Below are 23,052 nucleotides of genomic sequence, written 5' to 3'. Positions count from 1 at the left end.
TCAAATCCGGTTGAGGGCCGCCGGATCGCGGCTCCCCCATGGAGCGCGGCCTGCATGACCGATCACGGCCCCAGCGAGTGCGGCGAGCCGATGTGGATTTACGGTCCCCGCAACGAGATGTCGCAGTACAGGAGCGCGTTCTGAGGCGACGCCTAGTTTCCGCGTCGATCCTGGATGGCGCGGCGGATGTGCTTGACCAAGTTTTCGTCGAGAAGCGGCTTCAAAATCACGTCCTTCACGCCAGCCGCCGCCGCCCGGGCCGAGATATTGCCGTCGGGATAGCCGGTGATCAGAATCACCGGGGTATTGCCGCCGGACTGGCGCAAGCGGCCGGCGAGCTCGATGCCATTGATGTCGGGCATCTTGTAGTCGATCACGTAGCAGTCTGCGCCAGACAGGCTCGTCGCGTTGAGCAGCGCCGTGGCGTTCCTGAACGTCCGCACGGCAAAGCCGTCGCTTTCCAGGAGAAAACGCAGGGACCCGAGCACGGCGTCATCGTCGTCGACCACGTAGACGGTGTGCTTTACCGATGACACCATGGAGAACCGCGCAGGGTGCGAGCCGATTTCGATCATTGGGATTGGCTAGCACAGGGCGAGCCAACTGCCTTGACTTGCCTCAATCCTTCAGCATGCCGGCGCGCATCGCCAGCCGGACCAGCTCAGAGAGGCTGTTGGCCTGCATCTTGGTCATGACATTGGCCCGGTACACCTCGATGGTGCGCGGGCTGATGTCGTATTCGCGGGCGATCAGCTTGTTGGACAGGCCTGCGACCAGTCCTTCCATGACCTGGCGCTCGCGCGGGCTGAGGGATGCGACGCGGGCGGCAATGTCCTGGGATATGGCTTCGATCTTGGCGGCTGGCTCAGCCTGCCGGATAGCCGATTCGATCATCGTGAGGAGGCGGTCGTCCTCGAACGGTTTTTCCAGGAAGTCGACGGCGCCGAGCTTCATCGCCTCGACTGCGAGCGGCACGTCGCCGTGGCCGGTCATGATCAAGATCGGAAACGGCGAGTGCTGCGCCTTCATCAGCTTCAGAAGCTCGATCCCATCGATGCCAGGCATGCGCACGTCGGAGAGGATGCAGCCGAACGCGAGGCCGGGCAGGGCATCGAGGAAACGTTGCGCGTCATCGAACATGGTTACGCTGTAACCCGATGAATCGAGCAGAAAATTCAGCGAATCGCGCATCGCCTCATCGTCGTCGATAACGTAGACTATTCCGTTGGTCGTCATGGTTCAGCTCTCATCGGCTGCAGGCAGCGTGAAGCGGAATGTCGCGCCGCCCGATGTGTTGTTCTCGGCCCACATGCGCCCGCCATGAGCCTCGATGATCGAGCGGCTGATCGAAAGTCCCACCCCCATACCGGTTTCCTTGGTGGTGAAGAAGGTCTGAAACAGATTCGGAATGACGTCGTCCTGGAAGCCGGAGCCGGTGTCGGAAACCTCGACCTCGATCGTGTCGTCACCGACGCGGGTGTTGGTGACGACCAACTCCCGCCGCGGCGACTGCGCCATCGCCTCCAGCGCGTTGCGGAACAGATTGACCAGGACCTGCTGGATCTGGACCCGGTCGGCGAGGACGAAGTCGGAATTCTGATCCAGACTGAACCGAAGCTGGATGTTCTGCTCACGCGCACCGGCGAGCCCGAGCGCGCCGGCCTCCTCGATCAGCTTGGAGAGGCTTTCAACCCGCTTTTCGGACTCGCCGCGTGCGACGAAATCGCGAAGGCGCCGAATGATCTGGCCTGCACGTACGGCCTGCTCGGCGGCGCGGTCCAGCGCGCTTTCGATCTTCGTCAGATTCGGATCAGCGCTGCCGGCGAGCAGTCGCCGCGATCCCTTCATGTAGTTGCTGATGGCGGCAAGCGGCTGGTTCAACTCGTGAGCCAGCGCGGATGCCATCTCGCCCATGGCGCTCAGTCGCGAAACATGGACGAGCTCGGACTGCAATTCCTGCAGCCGCGCCTGGGTCTGCTGATGCTCGGTGAGGTCGCGGACGAAGCCGGTGAAATAGGGCTCGCCGCCCGACTGCATCTCCCCGATCGACAGGTGCATCGGGAACGTCGTGCCGTCGCGGCGCTTGCCGGTGACGATGCGGCCGATGCCGATGATGTGGGGATCTTTGGTGGAGCGGTAGCGCGCAATGTAGCTGTCGTGGCGGGTGCGGTCCGGCTCCGGCATCAGGATCGCAACATTCTGGCCGATCGCCTCCTGCTCGGACCAGCCGAACAGGCGTTCGGCCGCCGTACTGAAGAGCTGGATGACGCCATGGCCGTCGATGACGATCATGGCATCGGGAATGGTGTGCAGGATGGAGCGGAGGTGGGTCTCGCGCGTGCGCAGCGCTTCCTCGACCTGCTTTTCCTCGTCGATGTCGAGGAAGATGCCGCTCAGGTGGCGGGCGACGCCTGCATCGTCCCTGATCAGGCCGGCGCGGGCCCTGATCCATTTGCCCCGGTCGGACGTGCCGGCAATCCTGAAGGAGACGTCGAAGCCGCCGCCGCGCTCGGTGACCTGGCTGATCGCCGCCTCGACGCGTGCGCGATCCTCGGGCTGGAGGCGCGACAGCAACAGATCGTAGCTCGCAGGCTTGCCCCGTTCGATACCCAGCAGCATCCGCGCGGTTTCCGACCATTCAAGCTCCCGGGTCGCGAGGTCGAGATCCCAGGTGCCGACGCCGAACCCCTCGATCCGGCCCCGGAAATGCTCGCCGCGATGATCGTCTGGCGGATGTGTGACGCGGGTCGGCGACAAGTAAGGGCTCCCATTTCTGTTCCGGTCGGCGAGGTGCTGCGAAGGTGCAGGCAATTTCGCCCAAGGGCGGGCCGGAGGCAAGTTCGGATGTCTGATTCCATTGGCGGATTTGCAATCGCGGGAGGCGATTTGATCTATCTCATCTTGCTCCCCACCAGCGAGGTTAGATTTCGTGACAGTTTATTGGTTATTGGCCCGGAGACCCCCGATGACATACGCAACTGTGATGGTCAGCCTGGCGTTGAATCAGCCCAATCATGCGCGTCTCCAGGCCGCAGGCGAGCTTGCCGACCGATTCGAGGCCACAATCGTCGGGGTTGCGGCAGCGCAGTTCGCCTCGCCGCTTTATTTCACCGATGGCGCCGAGGCCCAGCGCCTGATCGACCAGGAGGAGACCTCCGTCAAGCGGCGCCTTGCCGATCTCGAGGCGGAATTCCGCGCCGCGACGAAGATGCGCGGCGGGCGCGTGGAGTGGCGCAGCGCCCTGGATTTTCCGGCCCGGTTCGTGCTGTCGCAGGCGCGCTGCGCCGACATCATCGTCAGTGGGGGAGAGAGCCCGGCCTTCTCCGATGCCTTTTCGCTGGCAAGCCCGAAGGATCTGGTGATGCAGGCCGGTCGGCCGCTGCTGGTCGTGCCGGATCGAGCCGATTGGCTCGACCTGCGTAGCGTGCTGGTGGCTTGGAAGGACACGTCGGAATCGCGCCGAGCGGTGGTCGACGCGCTGCCGATGCTGCGCAAGGCGAAGGAAATCACCATCGTCGAGATTCCGGAGGAAGGCGACGACCGCGCAGCCGTGGCGACGCGTGTCAGCGACGTCGCCGCCTGGCTCGCCCGCCATGGCGTCGCCGCAACGGCGCGCGTGTCGGAACTGGCCGGACACGAGACCGCTGCCGTGCAACTGGAGAGAATCGCGGGCGATGTCGGCGCCGGCCTGATCGTCGCCGGCGCCTACGGTCATTCGCGCTTCCGCGAACTGATCCTCGGCGGCGTCACTCAGTATCTGGTCACGCAAACTGCCCGCTGCGTGCTGCTCTCACACTGACGGAAAGACGAAGACAAATCGATGAGGATGCGCCGTGTACAAATTCCTTGAGCAGACAGTCGAAGGCTACATGACGCGCAACGTCAAGACGGTGCAGCCTGGACAGGATCTGTTTGCGCTCAGCGAGATGTTCGAGCAGGACGATTTCAACTCCTACCCGGTCGAGGACGACGGTCAGGTCGTCGGCATCGTCACCAAGTTCGACATTCTGAAGTGCTTTGCCTTCACGCCGAGCCAGATGCTGCCGCGCTATCACGAGCTGATGGGTCGGAAGGTCGGCGACGTCATGACGCCGGAGTTCATCTATGTCAGCCCCGATACGCGGCTGACACGCGTGCTCCAGATCATGGTTGAGCATCGCATCCGCAGTATCATCGTGCTCGATGCCGCCCAGAAGCTGGTCGGAATCATCGCGCGCGAGGACGTCATCGCGGCGCTGAAGGCGACCGCGAACGATTGACGAATTGTCGCTGGGATCTGCGCTCCCGGCCTCCGTAATGTCCCGGAAACAGCGGCGCGCGCCGGGCACGGCCGGGTGCGCAGGCGCATGGCTTGTCGATCGGCGACACGCCCACATGACTAGAAATCCATCTATGTTGATTTCAATCAATTCCTCGCGAGGGTGAATGTGGTTCTTGGTTTCGTGTTCTTTCAGAGAGAATCCGCGATGCCTCAGCCCTCCATCACCAAATCCATATCCGTCGGCGAAAGCGGCCTGGCGCTCGTATTCGCGGTCACGGCCTTCCTCTGTGTGATCGCCGCTGCCAAGGCGCTCGACGCGCCCTTCGCTTTCCACGCCGCGCTTGGCGCAGCGGCGAGCATTGCCGCCGTGTTCTTCATCATCAACAATTACTACGACCGCCCGGCGGCGTTGCCCTCCGGGGAGATCAACGGCCGGCCCAATTACAACATGGGCCCGATCAAGTTCTCTTCCTTCATGGCAATGTTCTGGGGCATTGCGGGCTTCCTGGTGGGCCTGATCATTGCCTCCCAGCTGGCCTGGCCGGCGCTGAATTTTGATTTGCCCTGGATTCAGTTCGGTCGTCTCCGGCCGCTGCACACCTCAGCCGTGATCTTCGCTTTCGGCGGCAACGTGCTGCTCGCGACGTCCTTCTATGTGGTGCAGAAGAGCTGCCATGTGCGGCTCGCGGGCTACCTCGCGCCCTGGTTCGTCGTCGTCGGCTACAATTTCTTCATCCTGATCGCCGGCACGGGCTATCTGCTCGGCGTCACGCAGGGGAAGGAATATGCAGAGCCGGAATGGTACTCCGATCTCTGGCTCACCATCGTGTGGGTGACTTATCTGCTGGTCTTCCTTGTCACGATCATCAAGCGCAAGGAACCGCACATTTTCGTCGCGAACTGGTTCTATCTCGCTTTCATCGTGACGATCGCGGTCCTGCATCTCGGCAACAATCCCGCGCTGCCGGTGTCGTTCTTCGGCTCCAAGTCCTACATCGCCTGGGGCGGCATCCAGGATGCCATGTTCCAGTGGTGGTACGGTCACAATGCGGTCGGTTTCTTCCTGACCGCCGGCTTCCTCGCCATCATGTACTACTTCATTCCGAAGCGCGCGGAGCGGCCGATCTATTCCTACCGCCTCTCGATCATCCACTTCTGGGCGCTGATCTTCCTCTACATCTGGGCAGGTCCTCACCACCTGCACTATACGGCGCTGCCGGACTGGACGCAGACGCTGGGCATGACCTTCTCCATCATGCTGTGGATGCCCTCCTGGGGCGGCATGATCAACGGCCTGATGACGCTGTCGGGCGCCTGGGACAAGCTGCGCACCGATCCGGTGCTGCGCATGCTGGTCGTCTCCGTCGCCTTCTACGGCATGTCGACCTTCGAAGGCCCGATGATGTCGATCAAGGTAGTCAACTCGCTCAGCCACTACACCGACTGGACGATCGGCCACGTGCATTCCGGCGCGCTCGGCTGGGTCGGCTTCGTCTCCTTCGGCGCACTGTACTGCCTGGTGCCGTGGGCGTGGAATCGCAAGGGTCTCTACAGCCTGAAGCTCGTCAACTGGCACTTCTGGATCGCGACGCTTGGCATCGTTCTCTACATCTCGGCGATGTGGGTGTCCGGCATCCTGCAGGGTCTGATGTGGCGCGCCTACACCTCGCTCGGCTTCCTTGAATATTCCTTCATCGAGACCGTCGAGGCGATGCATCCCTTCTACGTCATTCGTGCCGCCGGCGGCGCGCTGTTCCTGATCGGTGCGCTGATCATGGCCTATAACCTCTGGATGACGGTTCGCGTCGGCGAGCAGGAAGTTCAGATGCCCGTCGCTCTTCAGCCGGCGGAATGAGGAGCAACACCATGTCGTTCTGGACACGTCATCAAGTCTTCGAAAAGAACTCGATCATCCTGGTCGTCGGCATCCTGCTGGTGGTCGCGATCGGCGGTCTCGTCGAGATCACCCCGCTGTTCTACCTCAAGAGCACGATCGAGGTGGTCGACGGGGTGAGGCCCTACACGCCGCTGGAGCTCGCCGGCCGCAACATCTACGTCCGCGAAGGATGCTACCTCTGCCATTCGCAGATGATCCGTCCCTTGCGCGACGAGGTCGAGCGTTACGGCCACTTCTCGCTGGCTGCAGAAAGCATGTTCGACCACCCGTTCCAGTGGGGTTCGAAGCGAACCGGTCCTGATCTGGCGCGCGTCGGCGCCAAATATTCCGACGATTGGCACGTCACGCATCTGACCAACCCGCGCGCGATCGTGCCGCAGTCGGTGATGCCGGGGTATCCCTTCCTCAGTTCAACCGAGGTCGATACCGGGGCTATCGCCGACCATATGCGGACGCTGCGGACCGTCGGGGTTCCCTATACCGACGACCAGATCGCCAACGCGGCGGCCGACATGAAGGCCCAGGCCGATCCGGACAATGCCGGCTCGGATGCCTTCACCAAGCGCTATGCCAAGGCTGTCGTGCGCAACTTCGACGGCAAGGCCGGCACCCCGACCGAGATGGACGCGCTGATCGCCTACCTGCAGATGCTCGGCACGCTCGTCGACTTCAAGCTCTACAACGAGAAAGCCAATCTTCGCTGAGAAGGCATCCACCGATGAAAGCCATCCTGACACTCGACAATCTCGCATCCAGCCTCGTGACCACGATCTGGACGCCGGTCTTCGTCGCGATCTTTCTCGCGATCATCGCCTACGCATTTTGGCCTCGCAACAAGGCCGGCTTCGACAAAGCAGCCAGTCTGCCGTTGCGGGAGGAGTAAGAGACCATGACCGATCATCAAAATGAAATCGATTCCGTCAGTGGCAGGGCCACGACCGGGCACGAGTGGGACGGTATCAAGGAGCTCAACACGCCGCTGCCGCGCTGGTGGGTGATTACGTTCTATCTGACCATCATCTGGGCGATCGGCTACTGGATCGTCTATCCGGCCTGGCCGCTGATCTCCAGCAACACGCACGGCATGCTCGGTTACTCCTCGCGGGCAGACGTTGCGGTCGAGCTTGCGAATCTGGACAAGATCAGGGGCGACAAGATGGTGGCGCTCGGTGCAGCCTCGCTCGCCGACATCGAGAAGGACCCGGCCTTGCTGGCGCTCGCGCGCGCCAAGGGCAAGACCGTGTTCGGCGACAATTGCGCGCCGTGCCACGGCTCCGGTGCCGCCGGCGCCAAGGGCTTTCCGAACCTGAACGACGACGACTGGCTGTGGGGCGGCACGCTCGACCAGATCATGCAGACCATCCAGTTTGGCGCACGCTCGGGTCATGCCAAGACCCATGAGGGCCAGATGCTCGCCTTCGGCAAGGACGGCGTGCTGAAGCCGGACGAGATCGTCACGGTCGCCAATTATGTGCGCTCGCTCTCGGGCCTTTCGACCCGGCCGGGCTACGACAAGGCCAAGGGCGAGAGGATCTTCGTCGACAATTGCGTCGCCTGCCATGGCGATGGCGGCAAGGGCAACCAGGAGCTCGGTGCGCCCAATCTGACCGACAAGATCTGGCTCTATGGCTCGGATGAGGCGACCCTGATCGAGACCATCAGCCAGGGCCGCGCCGGCGTCATGCCGGCCTGGGAAGGGCGGCTCGATCCTTCCACCATCAAGGCGATGGCGGTCTACGTCCACTCGCTCGGCGGTGGAAAATAGCCTCAAAAGCGGCGATCGGCGGCCGGCGGGGGCGAACAAAATCGCCCCCGTTTGCGCTGGATCAACTGACCCAGCGACGTCGGGTCTAGGTTTAATCGCACCTCTTGAGGCGACCTGAGCGATGAACAAGACCGTGAACCCGAAAGATCTCACATCGGATGATGACGTTGGGCCACTCTACGCAGCCCGCAAGAAGGTCTATCCCCAGAGCGTCTCGGGAACTTTCCGTCGGATCAAATGGGGCCTGATGGCGTTCTGCCTCGGCGTCTATTACTTCCTGCCCTTCGTGCGCTGGAACCGCGGCGTCGGCGCCCCCAGCCAGGCGGTGCTGATCGATCTGCCCAACAGCCGCTTCTATTTCTTCTTCATCGAGCTCTGGCCGCAGGAGGTCTATTACTTCACCGGCCTGTTGATCGTGGCCGCGGTCGCGCTGTTCCTGATGAACTCCGTCGGCGGCCGCATCTGGTGCGGCTATCTCTGCCCGCAGACGGTGTGGACCGATTTGTTCTACGCCGTCGAGCGCCTGATCGAGGGCGACCGGCGCGAGCGGATGAAGAAGGACAAGTCGTCCGACCCGATGAAGCTCGAGCGCATCTCCGAGATCGTGCTCAAGCATTCGATCTGGCTCATGATCGCGTGGTGGACCGGCGGCGCCTGGGTGCTCTACTTCAACGACGCTCCGACGCTGGTGAAACAGCTCGTCACCTTCCAGGCGCCTGTCATCGCCTATATCTGGATCTGCATCCTGACCGCCACGACTTACGTACTCGCTGGTCATATGCGTGAGCAGGTCTGCACCTATATGTGCCCTTGGCCCCGGATCCAGGCCGCGCTCACCGACGAATGGGCGCTCAACGTCACCTATCGCTACGACCGTGGCGAAAGCCGCACGTCGGTGAAGAAGGCGGCGGAGCTGCGCGCGCTCGGTCAGTCCGTCGGCGATTGTATCGATTGCTATCAGTGCGTGGCGGTCTGCCCGACCGGCATCGACATCCGCAACGGACCGCAGATGGAATGCATCCAGTGCGGCCTCTGCATCGACGCCTGCGACGCGGTGATGACCAAGGTCGGTCGTCCGAAGCGGCTGATCGGATACGACAACGACATCAACATCCACCGCCGCCAGGAGGGCAAGGCGCCGATCTACAAGATCGTGCGCGCCCGTACCGTGGCCTACAGTGCGATCATTGCGGTCATCGGCGGTTTCATGATCTATACGCTGGCGACCCGCACCTTGCTCGACATCAACGTGCTGCACGACCGCAACCCGGTTGCGGTCGCGCTCAGCGACGGCTCGATCCGCAATGCCTATACCGCCCGGCTTCTGAACAAGAGCGGACATGACCGTGTCATCGCGATCGATATCGACGGGCCGGTCAATTCGACGATCCATGTCGTCGGTGCCGATTCCGTGACTCCGGATCGGCCGATGATCGTCATCCCGCGCGACTCCACCAGCGAGCTGCGCCTGCTCGTCACCGCGCCGGCGGAGAACAATCCGGAGAAGTCGATACCGGTCCACTTCCACGTCACCGATATCGGGCTCGGCGAGGCCGCATCCACCACCGACAATTTCGTCGCGCCGTAAGTTCAGGAGACTACCCATGGCCGCCAAGCCGCTGACCGGCACCAAAGTGTTCCTGATCCTGGTCGCCTTCTTCGGCGTCGTGATCGGCGTCAACGTCACCATGATGAAGCTCGCGATCGCGACGCTGCCCGGTACTGACGTCGACAGCCCCTATGCCGCGGGCCTCGCCTATGACCGCGAGATCTCGGCGGCGCAGGACCAGGCCGCGCGCAAATGGAAGGTGAGTGCGCATATTGAGCGACGCGCCGACGGCAATGCCGTGCTTCAGGTGGAGGCGCGCGATGCGGCGGGCCAGCCAGTCAGCGGATTGAAGTTCGGCGGCCGCCTGGAGCGGCCGACCGACAAGCGCGCCGATCTCGCTGTCGAGCTCGCGGAAGCCGGCGGCGGGATCTATCGCGGTGATGCCGCCTCCGTCGCGCCGGGTCAGTGGGACCTCGTCATCGAGGGCGATGCCAAAGGCGAGCGCGTGTTCCTGTCGCGTAACCGCGTGATCCTGAACTGAGGTCTGCCATGCAGGTGTCGCGCGATTTCTCCCACTACGTCCGCGCCGCGGGTGCGGGCCTCCAGCATATCGACCTCGCCGTCGAGGGCGTCCACTGCGCCGGCTGCATGGCCAAGATCGAGCGCGGTCTCTCGGCCATTCCCGACGTCACGCTGGCGCGTGTGAACCTGACTGACAAGCGCGTCGCGCTGGAATGGAAGGAGGGCACGCTCGATCCCGCCCGCTTCATCGATCGTCTCGAGGAACTCGGCTACAAGGCTTATCCCTACGAGACCGAGAGCGCTGAAGCGAGCGAGGTCGCGGAATCGCGCTTCCTGCTGCGCTGTCTCGGCGTCGCTGCGTTCGCCACCATGAACGTGATGATGCTGTCGATCCCGGTGTGGTCGGGCAACGTCTCGGACATGCTGCCCGAGCAGCGCGACTTCTTCCACTGGCTGTCGGCGCTGATCGCGCTGCCGGCCGCGGCCTATGCCGGCCAGCCGTTTTTCCGCTCGGCCTGGCGCGCGCTGTCGAACAAGACCACCAACATGGACGTGCCGATCTCGATCGGCGTGTGCCTTGCGCTCGGCATGTCCGTGGTCGAGACCATCAACCATGCCGAGCACGCCTATTTCGACGCGGCGATCATGCTGCTGACATTCCTGCTGGTCGGCCGCTTCCTCGACCAGAACATGCGGCGGCGGACCCGCGCAGTCGCCGGCAATCTCGCGGCGCTGAAGGCGGAGACCGCGGCGAAGTTCGTCGGGCCTGATGAGATAACCCAGGTGCCGGTTGCCGCGATCCATCCCGGCGACATCGTGCTGCTGCGGCCCGGCGAGCGCTGCGCCGTCGACGGCACCGTGATCGAGGGGCGCTCCGAAATCGACCAGAGCCTCATCACCGGCGAGACGCTCTATGTCACGGCCGAGCACGGCACGCCGGTCTACGCCGGTTCCATGAACATCTCCGGCACGCTGCGGGTGAGGGTTTCGGCCGCGTCGGAGGCAACGCTGCTCGCCGAGATCACCCGTCTGCTCGACAACGCGCTTGCCGCGCGCTCGCGCTACATGCGGCTCGCCGATCGTGCCTCGCGCCTCTATGCGCCGGTGGTGCATGCGACGGCGCTGATCACCGTTCTGGGCTGGGTCATCGCGGGCGCGAGCTGGCATGATGCGATCGTGACGGGCGTTGCGGTGCTGATCATCACCTGTCCCTGTGCGCTCGGGCTTGCGATTCCGACCGTGCAGACCGTGGCCTCGGGTGCGATGTTCAAGGCCGGCGTGCTGCTCAATTCCGGCGACGCCATCGAGCGTCTTGCCGAGGCGGATCACATTATCTTCGACAAGACCGGCACGTTGACGCTGCCAGATCTCGACGTGACCAATGCGGCCGACATTCCCGCCGACATCTTTGAGCTCGCCGGCCGGCTCGCGCTGTCGAGCCATCACCCGGTCGCTGCCGCGGTCGCGCAGGCTGCGGATGCGAAGTCGCCGATCGTGGGCGCGGTCGAGGAAGCCGGGCAGGGCGTCCGTGCCGTGGTCGATGGCGTCGAGATCCGCCTCGGCCGTCCGTCCTTTTGCGGCGCTGAAGCTTTGATCGTCGGCGCGGATCTTGACCCTGAAGCCTCGATCGTGGCCTTTAGCAAGGGGAGCGAAAAATTCATCCTCTCGGTGCGTCAGGGCCTGCGTCCGGATGCACAGGCTGTGATCGCCGCGCTGAAGAATCGCAGCATCGGCATCGAGATTCTCTCCGGCGACCGCGAGCCCGCGGTGATCGCGGCGGCCCGTGCGCTCGGCGTCGCCGAATGGCGTGCCGGCGTCACGCCGGCCGACAAGATCGCGCGGATCGAGGAGCTGAAGCGGCGGGGCGCCAAGGTGCTGATGGTCGGCGATGGCATGAACGATGCACCGTCACTGGCGGCAGCTCACGTGTCGATGTCGCCGATCTCGGCCGCGCATCTCAGCCAGGCCACCGCGGATCTGGTCTTCCTCGGCCGGCCGCTGGCACCGGTGGTCGCAGCCATCGATTCCGCGCGCAAGGCACTGCATCTGATGCGGCAGAACCTCTGGCTTGCGATTGGCTACAATGTGCTGGCCGTGCCGGTCGCGATCAGCGGGGTGGTGACGCCCCTGATTGCGGCGGCGGCCATGAGCGGATCATCGATCCTGGTGATGCTGAACTCGCTGCGGGCCCGCAGCCGCACGCGGGAGATCGTGTGATGGAGATCCTGGTGATCCTGGTGCCGCTGGCGCTGATGCTCGGAGGTGCCGGCCTTGCCGCTTTCCTGTGGTCGCTGCGCAGCGGCCAGTATGACGACCTCGACGGCGCCGCCTGGCGCGCCATTGCCGACGACGACCCGCCGCCGCAGGAAGCGCCAGCAAAGCGTTAACGCATCCCTGGTTCCGCAAGCCCTCTGCACCCCCTTCTGGACGATGGTTGCTGGACGGCCGATGGTCGTCGGGCGTAACAATGAAGGAGGAATTTGCGTAAGGCTCTTTCGGAGCAGGAGTGCGACGGGCATGCAGGGAAGTGCCGAAATGTGCAGGCCGAGCGACCTGCCGGGACAGATCGTGCTGGTGCTGCAGGGCGGCGGCGCGCTCGGCGCGTATCAGGCCGGCGTCTACCAGGCCCTGCACGAGGCCGGCATCGAGCCGGACTGGGTGATCGGCACCTCGATCGGCGCCATCAACGCCAGCCTGATCGCCGGCAATGCGCCGGAGGTCAGGCTTTCACGCCTCAAGGAGTTCTGGAGACGGATGGAGCAGAAGCCGGCCTGGCCACTGCTGACAGGCGTTCCCGGCTTCGACGACATGCTCGGCTATTGGTCGACCGTCACGGGCGGCATTGCCGGCTTCTTCCAGCCCAATCCGCTGGCGCATGCCGGCGAGTCCTTTCCGCTCGGTGCCGATCGCGCCGGCTATTATTCGACCGCGCCGCTGGAGAGCACGCTGCGCGAGCTCGTCGATTTCAGCCTTGCCAATTGCGGCACGCCGCGTCTCACCGTCGGTGCGGCGCATGTCGGCAGCAGCCAGATGCGCTATTTCGACAGCCGCGACTGCGCCCTGACAGCGAAGCATATCATGGCCTCGGGTGCGCTGCCGCCAGCCTTCCCGGCGGTGCGGATCGACGGCGAGCTCTATTGGGACGGCGGCATTCTCTCCAACTCGCCGACGGAAGCCGTGTTCGACGACAATCCGCGCCGGGATTCGCTGATCTTCTCCGTGCATCTGTGGAATCCGGCCGGCGCCGAACCGGCGACGATGAGAGAGGTCCTGACCCGGCACAAGGACGTGCAATATTCCAGCCGGATCGCGAGCCAGATCGAACGCCAGCAACAGGCCCATCGCCTGCGTCACGTCATCAACCAGCTTGCGGCGCGATTGCCCGAGGGCGAGCGCGATGATCCCGCGGTGAGAGAGCTGATCGGCTATGGCTGCTCGACGCGCATGCATGTGGTGCGCCTGCTGGCGCCGCAGCTCGATTGCGAGACCTATACCAAGGACATCGACTTCAGCCCGTCCGGCATCAAGCAGCGTTGGGATGCCGGTTACGCGCATACACGGTCGGTGCTGGCGCGCGCGCCGTGGATCGGCGAATTCGATCCGTTGTCGGGCGTGGTGCTGCATGAGCATATCGATCAGATGCCGTTGGCGGCGGAATAGCACGTTCGCTTCATCGAATTGCCACAGGCCTTGTGGATCGTCGGCGGTCCGCAATCGAAAGGTCCGGCCTTGGTATCCGAGAACGATCTGGAATCTGCTCTCGACAAGGTCCGCGCCGATGCGGCAGGGCCGGTTGCCGGTGTGTTCGGCCCTGACTCCGTGACGTGGCGGGTCGACCGCGAAGCCGCCGTCTTTCTCGGTGCCGGCCGCGCGCTGCTGCTTCAACTGGCGCATCCCTGGGTCGCGGCCGCCATCGCCGAGCACTCGACGACCTTTGTCGATCCGATCGGCCGCTTCCACCGCACCTTCGACGTCGTCTTCGCCATGGTTTTCGGCTCGCTGGATCGGGCGCTGCTGTCGGCCCGGCAACTGCACCGGCGCCACACCATGATCGTCGGCGAGATGCCCGAGACCGTCGGCCCGTTCGCGGCTGGCTCGCGCTATTGCGCCAATGACATCCCGTCGCTCCGCTGGGTTCATGCGACGCTGGTCGAGTCCGCGCTGATGGCGCACGACCTGCTCCTGCCGCCGCTCTCGATCGAGGAGCGCGAGCGCTACTGGGCCGAGAGCCGGACCTATGGCGCGCTGTTCGGACTGACGGGCGATGACCTGCCGGCGGACTGGGCTGGCTTTGCGGCTTATACGGCGGAGATGATGCAGTCGGAGACGCTGACCGTCAGTGCGGCCGCGCGCAAGATCGCGGCGCAGATCCTTGACGGCGCGCGGCCCTGGCTGCGGCCGCCGCGCTGGTATCGGGCGCACACCGCAACGATGCTGCCGGAGCGCCTGCGCGCCGGCTTCGGCATCGCGCTCGACGAGCGGGACGCAAGGTCTGCCGACACCGCGCTGCGATGGATCCGGCGCGTCTATCCGAAACTGCCCGACAGGCTGCGCTATGCCAGCCCTTACCATGAAGCACAGGCGCGATTGCGGGGCGAGGCCCAGCCCGACTGGATGACCCGCTGCCTCAACCGCGTCTGGATCGGCCGGCCGCAGATGGATGTGCGCGGGAGGGGATGAAGATTCTAGATTGCTTCGCTGCGCTCGCAATGACGGAGTATGCGGAAACGTCGCAGCCTCACACCGCCGCCAGCCTCCGGTACAGCGCGCTGTAGCTGCCTGCCGAGATGCTCCAGGAGAACGATCGTCCCATGGCGCTGCGGCGCATGGTGTCGAGCTGGTCCTGGGCCATGAATGCCTCGAAGGCGCGACGGACGCCGCCGAGGAAGGACTCGTGCGACGGCCTTGAGAACAGGAAGCCGGTCTCGCCGTCGGTGATGGTCTCGGCGAGGCCGCCGGTCTGGTGGCCGATCGGCAGCGAGCCGAAGCGCTGGGCGTACATCTGGCTGAGGCCGCACGGTTCGAAGCGCGACGGCATCAAGGTGAAATCGCTGCCGGCAAAAATGCGCCGGGCCTGGGCGTCGTTGAAGCCGATGGTGACCCCGATGGCGTCGGGGCGGCGGCGATGGGCGTCGATCAGCGCCTGCTCGAGCGCCGGCTCGCCGGAGCCTGTTACCACGATCTGCCCGCCGGCATCGATGATCTCGTCGGCGGCCGACAGCACGAGGTCGATGCCCTTCTGGTGCACGAGGCGGGCGACGATCGCGAACATCGGCCCGCGTGAGACCGCAAGGCCGAACTGCTTGCGGACATAGTCCCCGTTGGCCTTCTTGCCGACCCAGTCCCCGGCGCCGAATTGCTGCGCGAGCTGGGCGCAGGAGCGCGGGTCCCAGCTCTCATCGATGCCGTTGAGGATGCCGGTCAGCTCGGATGCATCCGAGCGGACGCGGAGCAGGCCCTCAAGGCCGCAGCCGAATTCCTCGGTCGTGATCTCGCGCGCATAGGTGCCGCTGACGGTGGTGAGATGCGAGGCATAGACGAGGCCTGCCTTGAGGAAGGAGAGCTGGTCGTAGAACTCGACGCCGTCGATGTGGAAGGAGCTTTCGGGGACGCCGATCCGGCGCAGCGACTCCTTCGGGAAGAGACCCTGATAGGCGAGGTTGTGGATGGTGAGGATCGATGGAAGCTTGCTGCCGCGCCAAGCGAGATAGGCCGGCACGAGCGAGGCTTGCCAGTCGTTGGCATGGATCAGGTCTGCTGCCCAATTCTTGTCCAGCTTGCCCATGGCAAGCTCAGCGGCAGCCGAAGCAAAGCGCGCGAAGCGGATGTCGTTGTCAGGCCAGTCGCGGCCGGACTCATCGCCATAGGGATTGCCGGGGCGATCGTAGAGCTGCGAGCACAATAGCACATAGACCGGCAGTCCGTCCTTGGTTGCGGCCCGGCCTAGCGAGCAGGCCGGCATTTCCGCAAAAGCCGGGCAGCGTCCGACGATCTGAATATGCGTGAGTTGCTCGATGATGTCGCGATAGCCGGGCAGCATGATCCGGATATCGGCGAAGGGGCGGAGGGCTCTGGGGAGTGCAGCGGAAACGGCTCCAAGTCCGCCGACGCGGACGAAGTCGTCCATCTCTGTCGTAACGAATAAGACCCTCAAGAACGATTGCCCTCATCCGATCCCGATTGCTGCTATGCAAGATCGGGTCCAGTTGCCCCTGGAAATCTCAGCCTGCCCACGAGACGCGTTCGTTCGGTAAAGACTTTCCTACTCAGCCGCCGCCCTCTAGGGTCGCTGCATCAACAACCGAGAACTTTGACGGTTCCTAAGAGACCCAAGGACATGCGCAGGCCATGCAGGTAGCAGATAAGCATGAGGGAACGTTGACAAAGGTCATGGCGGGTTTGCGCGTCCTGGATTTTTCGACCACCATTGCCGGCCCGCATTGCGCGCGGATGCTGGCCGACATGGGCGCCGAGGTCATCAAGATCGAGACCGACGAGGGCGAGACGATGCGGACCCGGCCCCCGCTGCGCAACGGCTGCAGCACGGTGTTCGGCCAGCTCAATGTCGGCAAGAAGAGCGTGGTGCTCGACCTCAAGTCCGAGGACGGCAGGGAGGTGGTCCGACGCCTGGTCGCGACCGCCGATATCCTGGTCGAGAATTTTCGTCCGGGTGTGATGCGCCGGCTGCGGCTCGACTATGACAGCCTGCGCCCGGTCAACGAGAGGCTGATCTACTGCTCGATCTCGGGCTACGGCCAGACTGGTCCTTCGGCCGAGCTGCCGGCCTACGCACCGGTGATCCACGCGGCCTCGGGCTACGACATGGCGCATCTCGCCCATCAGCCGGGTCGTAACCGTCCGGACTATTGCGGTATCTACCATGCCGACGTCGTCACCGGTACCTACGGTTTTGGCGCGATTGCGTCTGCGCTCTATCAGCGCACCGTGACCGGGCTCGGCCAGCACATCGACGTCTCCATGCTGGAGTCGATGCTGACGCTGACGGTGATCGAATTGCAGAGCTCGCAATTCGCGGTGAAGCCGCCGCCGCGTCCGATGTTCGGCCCGACCGAGACGGCCAACGGCTATGTCATGATCACGGTCGCGAGCGAAAAGACATTCCAGGCCTTGATGGGCGTGATCGGCCGGCCTGAATGGGTCTCGGATCCACGCTTCTCGTCCTATGCGCCGCGGCGCGAGAACTGGGCCGACATGATGGACGGCGTCGAGGCCTGGTCCAAGCGGCTCACCACCGATGCATGTCTTGCGGCCTTGAGCGCAGCCGGCGTGCCGGCCTCGGCCTACCGCACCATCAGGGAAGCGCTTGATGATCCGCAGCTCGCGCATCGGCAGGCGCTTTCCTCGGTGCAAGATGGAGGCGGTTCGTTCAGGGTGATCAACCTGCCGTTCCGGATGACGGGCGCCGATACCAAGCCGGGCGAGACCGTGGCCATGCTCGGCGAGCACACGCGCGAACTGCGCGAGGAGATCGGCCTCGACCATGCGGCGCCAATTCCGTCAGGCAAAACAGAAGCGGCGCGCTGAACACATTGTGCCGCGCACATGCGGCATGGAAACCCGTGTGTTCCTCTTGCCGTCGCGAGCATTTGTCGCCAATCTCGCCTCCGTCATCAGCGATCCGAAACATCGGACGAGGATCCCGGGAGGAACCATGACGAACCCTGCTGCCGCGGCGTGCAAGCGCGCGCCGATTTTCCTTGTCGCGGCATTTGCGCTCCTTCCGCTGGCTGAGCCCGCGCAGGCGCAGAAGTCTGGTGGCAGCATTACCGTGGGCCAGGAGCTCGACATTCCCGGCTTCGATCCGCTCAAGGTCGGCGTCTACGACACCTCGACCTTCACGGCGGCGGCCGCGATCTTCGACACGCTGACCACGCTCGACGACAAGGGTGAGGCCGCGCCAAAACTCGCGGTGTCGTGGACGCATTCCGACGATTACAAGACGTGGACCTTCAAGCTGCGCGAGGGCGTCAAGTTCCACGACGGCACGCCGTTCAACGCGCAGGCCTTCAAGGAAAACTTCGACCGGCAGAAGGACCCCGCCAACAAGTGCCGCTGCGCCTTCTACATCACCAACGTCAAGGAGGTGCTGGCGCCGGACGAATATACGGTCGTCTACAATCTCACCGATCCCAGCGTGAACCTGCCGGCGGTGATCACCATCCAGAGCCAGAACAATGCGGTGCACTCTCCGACCGCCTGGAAGACCAAGGGCGACGATTACAACCGCAACCCCGTCGGCACCGGACCCTACATCCTGAAATCATGGACCGCCGGCGACCGCATGGTGCTGGAGAAGAATCCCAATTACTGGGACAAGGGCCGCCCCTATCTCGATCGTATCATCCTGAAGCCGCTGCCCGACGCGCAGTCGCGCTTTGCCTCGCTGCAATCGGGCGAGGCCGACATCATCTGGGACGACGAGAACGACGCCGACAACATCATGAAGGCGCAGAAGGATCCCAAGCTCGCCGTGCACACCTACAAGGGTTCGGGCGCCGCGGTCTATGCCTTCAACACCAAGGTGGCGCCGTTCGACGACGTCCGCGTGCGGCAGGCGCTGGTGATGTCGATCGACCGTCCAAAAATGTCGCAGGCGATCAGCAATGGCCTGAGCCGGCCCGCGAGCAATCCTTACGGCGAGGGCTCCTGGGTCAAGTGCAAGGACGACGGCGCATTGCCATTCGACCTCGAGAAGGCCAAGGCGCTGCTGAAGGACTACGGCAAGCCGGTCGATTTCAAGATGCTGGTGACCGCAACGCCGCGCGGCCGTATGATCGGCCAGGTGCTCCAGCAGTTCTGGAAGCGCGCCGGTGCCAACATGGAGATCGAGCAGGTCGACCAGGCCACCATTCCGCCCCGCGCCTTCACGCGTCAATTCCAGCTCGTGCCCTGGCGCATCGTCGATCTCGCCGATCCCGATCCGCAGATGTATGCGAACTTCCGCAGCGGCAGCCCGCTGGCGCTCGCGGGCTTCGCCGATCCGGAGCTCGACCGGCTGCTCGACCATGCCCGCGTCACCGCCGACGTCGGCCAGCGCATCGAGGACTATTGTGCGATCAGCCGCCTGATCAACAAGGAGGCGATCTGGTTCTGGACTTTCCAGAACACCTATTACGCGCTGTCGAGCGCCAGGCTGAAGGGTTTTCCAAAGATCTACAACAGCGTGATCGACGTCTCGACCACCTGGCTGGAATGACCGCGCGATGCTGATGTTCGTCGCGCGGCGGTTGCTTGGCATCTTGCCGGTGCTGCTTGCCGTCTCGCTGCTCACTTTCCTGATTGCCTCGCTGCTGCCGGGCGATCTCGCTTTCGTCATTCTCGGCGATCAGGCGACGCCTGAGAATGTTGCGGCGCTCCGCCACGACCTGGGGCTCGACCAGCCGCTGTGGTGGCGCTACCTGAGCTGGCTCGGTCACGTCGTGCAGGGTGATCTCGGCCGCTCGTTCCGCACCGGACAGACGGTGCTGCAGGCTGTCAGCGAGCGCTTTCCGGTCTCGCTCCAGCTGATGCTGATGGCCGAATTCATCGGGCTCCTGATTGGCGTGCCGATTGCGATCGCCTGTGCCGCGCGCGCCGGTGGCGCGTTCGACCGTTTCATGACCGGCAGCGCCTTTGCAATGCTGTCAATGCCGTCCTTTCTGGTGGCGATCCTGTTGATCTATCTGTTCGCGGTCGAGCTGCGCTGGCTGCCGGCGACCGGCTACGTGCCGTTCACCGAGGAGCCGCTCGCCAATTTGCGTTTCTTCGTGCTGCCGGCGCTGACGCTGGCTCTCGCCGAATGGCCGGGCATCATGCGCGTGCTGCGCTCCGACATGATCGCGACCCTGCAGGAAGACTACATCGCGCTCGCAAAGGCCAAGGGGTTAAAACCTTCGCGCATCCTGTTCGTGCATGCGCTCAAACCCTCGTCGCTGACGCTGGTGACGGTCACGGGCATCAATATCGGCCGCCTGCTTGGCGGCACGCTGATCGTGGAATCGATCTTCGCGCTGCCGGGCATCGGCCGGCTGCTGGTCGCCGCGATCTACACCCGCGACCTCATCATCCTCCAGGGCGTCGTCCTGCTGGTCGCCTGCGGCTTCGTCATCGTGAACTTCATCGTCGACATGCTCTACGCCGTGCTCGATCCGAGGATCCGCCATGGCCACGCTTGAGCTTTCGATGCCGGAGGAGGTGGCGACGCCGGCAGGGCGCAAGCGCAAGCTCGGGCTGCTGTTCTGGATTGCGAGCGCCTGGCTCGCCGTCATCCTGTCGCTCGCGATCCTCGCGCCGTTGCTGCCGCTGCAGAACCCCGTCGACATGGACATGCTGGAGCGTCGCGCCGCGTTCTCGAGCGAGCACTGGCTCGGGACCGACGGCCTTGGCCGCGACGAGCTCGCCCGGCTGATTTTTGGCGCGCGCGTCTCGCTGACGGTTGGACTGATCGCTCCCTTGATCGGCCTTGGCATCGGCGGTGCGCTGGGCCTGCTCGCCGGCTATTTCCGTGGCCGGTTCGAGACGCTGATGGTCGGCAGCATGGATGTGCTGCTGGCCTTTCCGCCGCTGATCTTCGCGCTCGCAGTGACCGCCTATCTCGGCCAGTCCATTCCCAATCTCACCATGATCCTGGGCGTGCTCGGCATTCCTGCCTTCATGCGGGTGTCGCGCGCGGCGACGCTGTCGCTGGCGCGGCGTGAGTTCGTGATCGCGGCCGAAGCCTTGGGCGCTAGCCATGCACGCATCCTGCTGCGCGAGCTCCTGCCCAACGTGATCCTGCCGCTGCTCGCCTTCTTCCTGCTCGGCGTCGCCGTGACCATCGTGGTCGAAGGCGCGCTGTCATTCCTCGGCCTCGGCGTGCCACCGCCGATGGCGAGCTGGGGCAGCATGATCGGCGAGGGGCGCGACAGCCTCGACCTCGCGCCGCGGCTGGCCTTCCTGCCGGCGGCGGGCCTGTTCCTGACCGTGCTGGCTTTCAACCTCGTCGGCGACACCATGCGGGCGCTGACCGACCCGCGTCAGGGGGCACTATGAGCGTGCCCCTTCTGATCGTCGAGGACGTCGCCGTCGAGCTGCCGACGCCGCGCGGGACCCTGCGGGCAGTCGATCATGTCGACCTGTCGCTGGAGCCGGGCCGCACGCTCGGCATCGTCGGTGAATCCGGCTGCGGCAAGACCATGCTGTCGCGCGCGATCCTTCAACTGCTGCCGAAGAAGGCGAAGCTCTCCGGGCGGGTCATGTTCGACGGCCAGGATCTGGCGCGTCTCGACCCTGAGAAGCTGCGGCAGTTGCGTGGACGCGATCTCGCGGTCGTGTTCCAGGATCCCATGACCTCGCTCAATCCGGTGCTCACCATCGGCACCCAGCTGATGGAGACGATCCAGGAGCATCTCGAGCTCGATGCTGCGGCGGCGTGGCAGCGCAGCGTCGAGCTGCTTGCGGCCGTCGGCATTCCGGCGCCGGAGCAGCGGCTTGTGCAGTACCCGCATCAATGCTCCGGCGGCATGCGCCAGCGCGTCGCGATCGCCATCGCGCTGTCCTGCGAGCCGAAGCTCCTGATCGCGGACGAGCCGACGACCGCGCTCGACGTTACCATCCAGGCGCAGATCCTCGACCTGCTCGCGCGCGAGCAGCGCCGCCGCCACATGGCGATGATCCTGATCACGCACGATCTCGGCGTCGTCGCGGGTCGCGCCGACGAGGTCGCGGTGATGTATGCGGGCAGGGTGGTGGAGCATGCGCCGACCCCCACGCTGTTCAAGCGGATGCACATGCCCTACACCGAGGCGCTGTTGGCCGCGATCCCGAAGCTCGAGACCGCTCCGCATACGCCGCTGCCGGCCATCTCGGGACGTCCGCCCGATCCGACGCGGCCGCTGAAAGGCTGCTCCTTTGCGCCGCGCTGCCGCTATGCCACGGCCCGCTGTCAGCAGGCCAAGCCCGAGCTGAAGGTGGCCGAGGTGCCAGAGCATCTCTATGCCTGCTTCCATCCTATTCAGATGGCCGAGGGAGTTGGCGCGTGACGCAGTTGGCCGAGCGCAACGAGCCGCTGTTGAACGTCGATAATCTCGTGGTCGAATATGGCCTCGGCAACCGGACCGTGCATGCCGTCTCCGGCGTCAGCCTTCACGTTGCCCGCGGCGAGACGCTGGGACTGGTCGGCGAATCCGGTTGCGGCAAGTCGACGCTGGGGCGGGCCGTGCTGCAATTGCGCCGCGCAAAGAGCGGCCGGGTGCTGTTCGACGGCGAAGACCTCACCGCGATGGAGGGCGAGGCGCTGCGCAAAATGCGCCGTCGCGTGCAGCTGATCTTCCAGGACCCGATCGCCTCGCTCAATCCGCGTCGGCGCATCGGCGACATCGTGGCCGAGCCGCTGATCATCGCCGGCTTCAAGGATGCGGAGAAGCGGAAGGCGCTCGTGCACGAGGTCCTGTCCGCGGTCGGACTCGATCCTGATCTGGTATCTGGCCGCCTGCCGCACGAATTCTCCGGCGGCCAGTGCCAGCGTATCTGTATCGCGCGGGCGCTGGTGCTCAATCCGGAATTTATCGTTTGCGACGAGCCGGTCTCGGCGCTCGACGTCTCCATTCGCGCGCAGATTCTCAATCTGCTGGAGGAGATGAAGGCGCGCTTTGGCCTGACGCTGCTGTTCATCGCGCATGACCTCGCCGTGGTCAAAGCGGTCAGCGACCGCGTCGCGGTGATGTATCTCGGCCGGCTCTGCGAGGTTGGTCCGTCCGAGCAATTGTTTGCAAAACCCGCTCATCCCTATACCGCACTGTTGCTGCAGGCGATCCCGGTGCCGGATCCGGATGTGCGTCCCATCGAGAGTGTGGCGACCGGCGAGCCGCCGTCGCCGATTGCGCCGCCGTCCGGCTGCCGCTTCCGCACCCGCTGCCCGCGCGCGGATCAGCGATGCAGCGCGGAGATACCGGAGTTGCGCGAGGTCGCGCCCGGTCATTCCGCGGCTTGTCATCATCCGTTGGTCTGAACTAACACACCTTCCGGGTTTGTCTCGCCGCGCCGCCCATGGCATGGTGGCGCGACGAAAAGCATGCCGG

22 protein-coding genes are annotated in these 23,052 nt (G+C 64.5%); 18 read left to right on the top strand and 4 right to left on the bottom strand.

Annotated features, from left to right (window positions below):
• Positions 1 to 152 precede the first annotated feature (152 nt).
• Genes M2427_RS06555 through fixL form a run of 3 tightly spaced genes read right to left on the bottom strand, consistent with a single transcriptional unit; the run spans position 153 to position 2,757 of the window.
• Complete coding sequence (locus tag M2427_RS06555; RefSeq protein WP_280705388.1) at positions 153 to 575, bottom strand: response regulator; 423 nt, start codon at positions 573 to 575, stop codon at positions 153 to 155.
• 43 nt (positions 576 to 618) lie between these two features.
• Complete coding sequence (gene fixJ, locus M2427_RS06550; protein ID WP_280705386.1) at positions 619 to 1,236, bottom strand: response regulator FixJ; 618 nt, start codon at positions 1,234 to 1,236, stop codon at positions 619 to 621.
• A 3-nt stretch (positions 1,237 to 1,239) separates the two neighbouring features.
• On the bottom strand, positions 1,240 to 2,757 hold the full coding sequence (gene fixL, locus M2427_RS06545) for a sensor protein FixL (RefSeq protein WP_280705385.1): 1,518 nt from the start codon (positions 2,755 to 2,757) through the stop codon (positions 1,240 to 1,242).
• Positions 2,758 to 2,965: 208 nt separating this feature from the next.
• Between fixL and M2427_RS06540 the strand changes: the two genes are divergently transcribed.
• The 12 genes from M2427_RS06540 to M2427_RS06485 all read left to right on the top strand — a co-directional run bounded on the left by M2427_RS06540 (position 2,966) and on the right by M2427_RS06485 (position 14,674).
• Positions 2,966 to 3,799 carry a universal stress protein gene (locus M2427_RS06540; protein WP_280705384.1) on the top strand — a complete coding sequence of 278 codons (834 nt, stop codon included), beginning with the start codon at positions 2,966 to 2,968 and terminating at the stop codon, positions 3,797 to 3,799.
• A gap of 34 nt (positions 3,800 to 3,833) precedes the next feature.
• Entirely contained in the window at positions 3,834 to 4,259 is a 426-nt protein-coding gene (locus tag M2427_RS06535; RefSeq protein ID WP_280705383.1) for a CBS domain-containing protein, read from the top strand.
• 207 nt (positions 4,260 to 4,466) lie between these two features.
• The gene (ccoN, locus tag M2427_RS06530; RefSeq protein WP_280705382.1) at positions 4,467 to 6,116 is read left to right on the top strand and encodes a cytochrome-c oxidase, cbb3-type subunit I; all 1,650 of its coding nucleotides are present in this window, start codon (positions 4,467 to 4,469) and stop codon (positions 6,114 to 6,116) included.
• 11 nt (positions 6,117 to 6,127) lie between these two features.
• Positions 6,128 to 6,862, top strand: coding sequence for a cytochrome-c oxidase, cbb3-type subunit II (gene ccoO / locus M2427_RS06525; protein ID WP_280705381.1), 735 nt, complete (start codon positions 6,128 to 6,130; stop codon positions 6,860 to 6,862).
• A gap of 14 nt (positions 6,863 to 6,876) precedes the next feature.
• On the top strand, positions 6,877 to 7,041 hold the full coding sequence (locus M2427_RS06520) for a cbb3-type cytochrome c oxidase subunit 3 (RefSeq protein ID WP_280705380.1): 165 nt from the start codon (positions 6,877 to 6,879) through the stop codon (positions 7,039 to 7,041).
• 6 nt (positions 7,042 to 7,047) lie between these two features.
• Positions 7,048 to 7,923, top strand: coding sequence for a cytochrome-c oxidase, cbb3-type subunit III (ccoP, locus tag M2427_RS06515; protein WP_280705379.1), 876 nt, complete (start codon positions 7,048 to 7,050; stop codon positions 7,921 to 7,923).
• Positions 7,924 to 8,044: 121 nt separating this feature from the next.
• Positions 8,045 to 9,511 carry a cytochrome c oxidase accessory protein CcoG gene (gene ccoG, locus M2427_RS06510; protein WP_280705378.1) on the top strand — a complete coding sequence of 489 codons (1,467 nt, stop codon included), beginning with the start codon at positions 8,045 to 8,047 and terminating at the stop codon, positions 9,509 to 9,511.
• 16 nt (positions 9,512 to 9,527) lie between these two features.
• A complete protein-coding gene (locus M2427_RS06505) occupies positions 9,528 to 10,013 on the top strand; it encodes a FixH family protein (protein ID WP_280705377.1) in 486 nt (161 codons plus the stop codon).
• An 8-nt stretch (positions 10,014 to 10,021) separates the two neighbouring features.
• Positions 10,022 to 12,211 carry a cation-translocating P-type ATPase gene (locus tag M2427_RS06500; protein ID WP_280705376.1) on the top strand — a complete coding sequence of 730 codons (2,190 nt, stop codon included), beginning with the start codon at positions 10,022 to 10,024 and terminating at the stop codon, positions 12,209 to 12,211.
• Positions 12,211 to 12,381, top strand: coding sequence for a cbb3-type cytochrome oxidase assembly protein CcoS (gene ccoS, locus M2427_RS06495; RefSeq protein ID WP_128961986.1), 171 nt, complete (start codon positions 12,211 to 12,213; stop codon positions 12,379 to 12,381). Before M2427_RS06500 ends, ccoS begins: the two co-directional genes overlap by 1 nt.
• Before the next feature lie 130 nt (positions 12,382 to 12,511).
• Positions 12,512 to 13,654, top strand: a complete 1,143-nt coding sequence (locus M2427_RS06490; RefSeq protein WP_280705375.1) for a patatin-like phospholipase family protein — start codon at positions 12,512 to 12,514, stop codon at positions 13,652 to 13,654.
• Positions 13,655 to 13,723: 69 nt separating this feature from the next.
• A complete protein-coding gene (locus M2427_RS06485) occupies positions 13,724 to 14,674 on the top strand; it encodes an oxygenase MpaB family protein (RefSeq protein ID WP_280705374.1) in 951 nt (316 codons plus the stop codon).
• Positions 14,675 to 14,732: 58 nt separating this feature from the next.
• Here M2427_RS06485 and glgA read toward each other — a convergent pair whose 3' ends face one another.
• Entirely contained in the window at positions 14,733 to 16,121 is a 1,389-nt protein-coding gene (gene glgA / locus M2427_RS06480; protein WP_280705373.1) for a glycogen synthase GlgA, read from the bottom strand.
• Between the two features lie 221 nt (positions 16,122 to 16,342).
• Between glgA and M2427_RS06475 the strand changes: the two genes are divergently transcribed.
• From M2427_RS06475 to M2427_RS06450, 6 genes are all read left to right on the top strand, one after another.
• A complete protein-coding gene (locus M2427_RS06475) occupies positions 16,343 to 17,539 on the top strand; it encodes a CoA transferase (protein ID WP_280705372.1) in 1,197 nt (398 codons plus the stop codon).
• A gap of 127 nt (positions 17,540 to 17,666) precedes the next feature.
• Entirely contained in the window at positions 17,667 to 19,211 is a 1,545-nt protein-coding gene (locus tag M2427_RS06470; protein ID WP_280705371.1) for an ABC transporter substrate-binding protein, read from the top strand.
• A gap of 7 nt (positions 19,212 to 19,218) precedes the next feature.
• Positions 19,219 to 20,169: an ABC transporter permease gene (locus M2427_RS06465; protein WP_280705370.1), complete on the top strand. Its 951-nt coding sequence runs from the start codon at positions 19,219 to 19,221 to the stop codon at positions 20,167 to 20,169.
• A complete protein-coding gene (locus tag M2427_RS06460; RefSeq protein ID WP_280705369.1) occupies positions 20,156 to 21,025 on the top strand; it encodes an ABC transporter permease in 870 nt (289 codons plus the stop codon). The genes M2427_RS06465 and M2427_RS06460 overlap by 14 nt, the downstream gene beginning before the upstream one ends.
• Positions 21,022 to 22,014, top strand: coding sequence for an ABC transporter ATP-binding protein (locus M2427_RS06455; protein ID WP_280705368.1), 993 nt, complete (start codon positions 21,022 to 21,024; stop codon positions 22,012 to 22,014). Before M2427_RS06460 ends, M2427_RS06455 begins: the two co-directional genes overlap by 4 nt.
• Entirely contained in the window at positions 22,011 to 22,982 is a 972-nt protein-coding gene (locus tag M2427_RS06450; protein ID WP_280705367.1) for an oligopeptide/dipeptide ABC transporter ATP-binding protein, read from the top strand. The genes M2427_RS06455 and M2427_RS06450 overlap by 4 nt, the downstream gene beginning before the upstream one ends.
• Positions 22,983 to 23,052: the final 70 nt, after the last annotated feature.

The sequence above is a fragment of the Bradyrhizobium sp. BR13661 genome (assembly GCF_029892425.1).
Taxonomy (GTDB): Bacteria; Pseudomonadota; Alphaproteobacteria; order Rhizobiales; family Xanthobacteraceae; genus Bradyrhizobium.
Note: the sequence above shows the minus strand (reverse complement) of the source record. Positions and strands in the feature narration are given on the sequence as shown.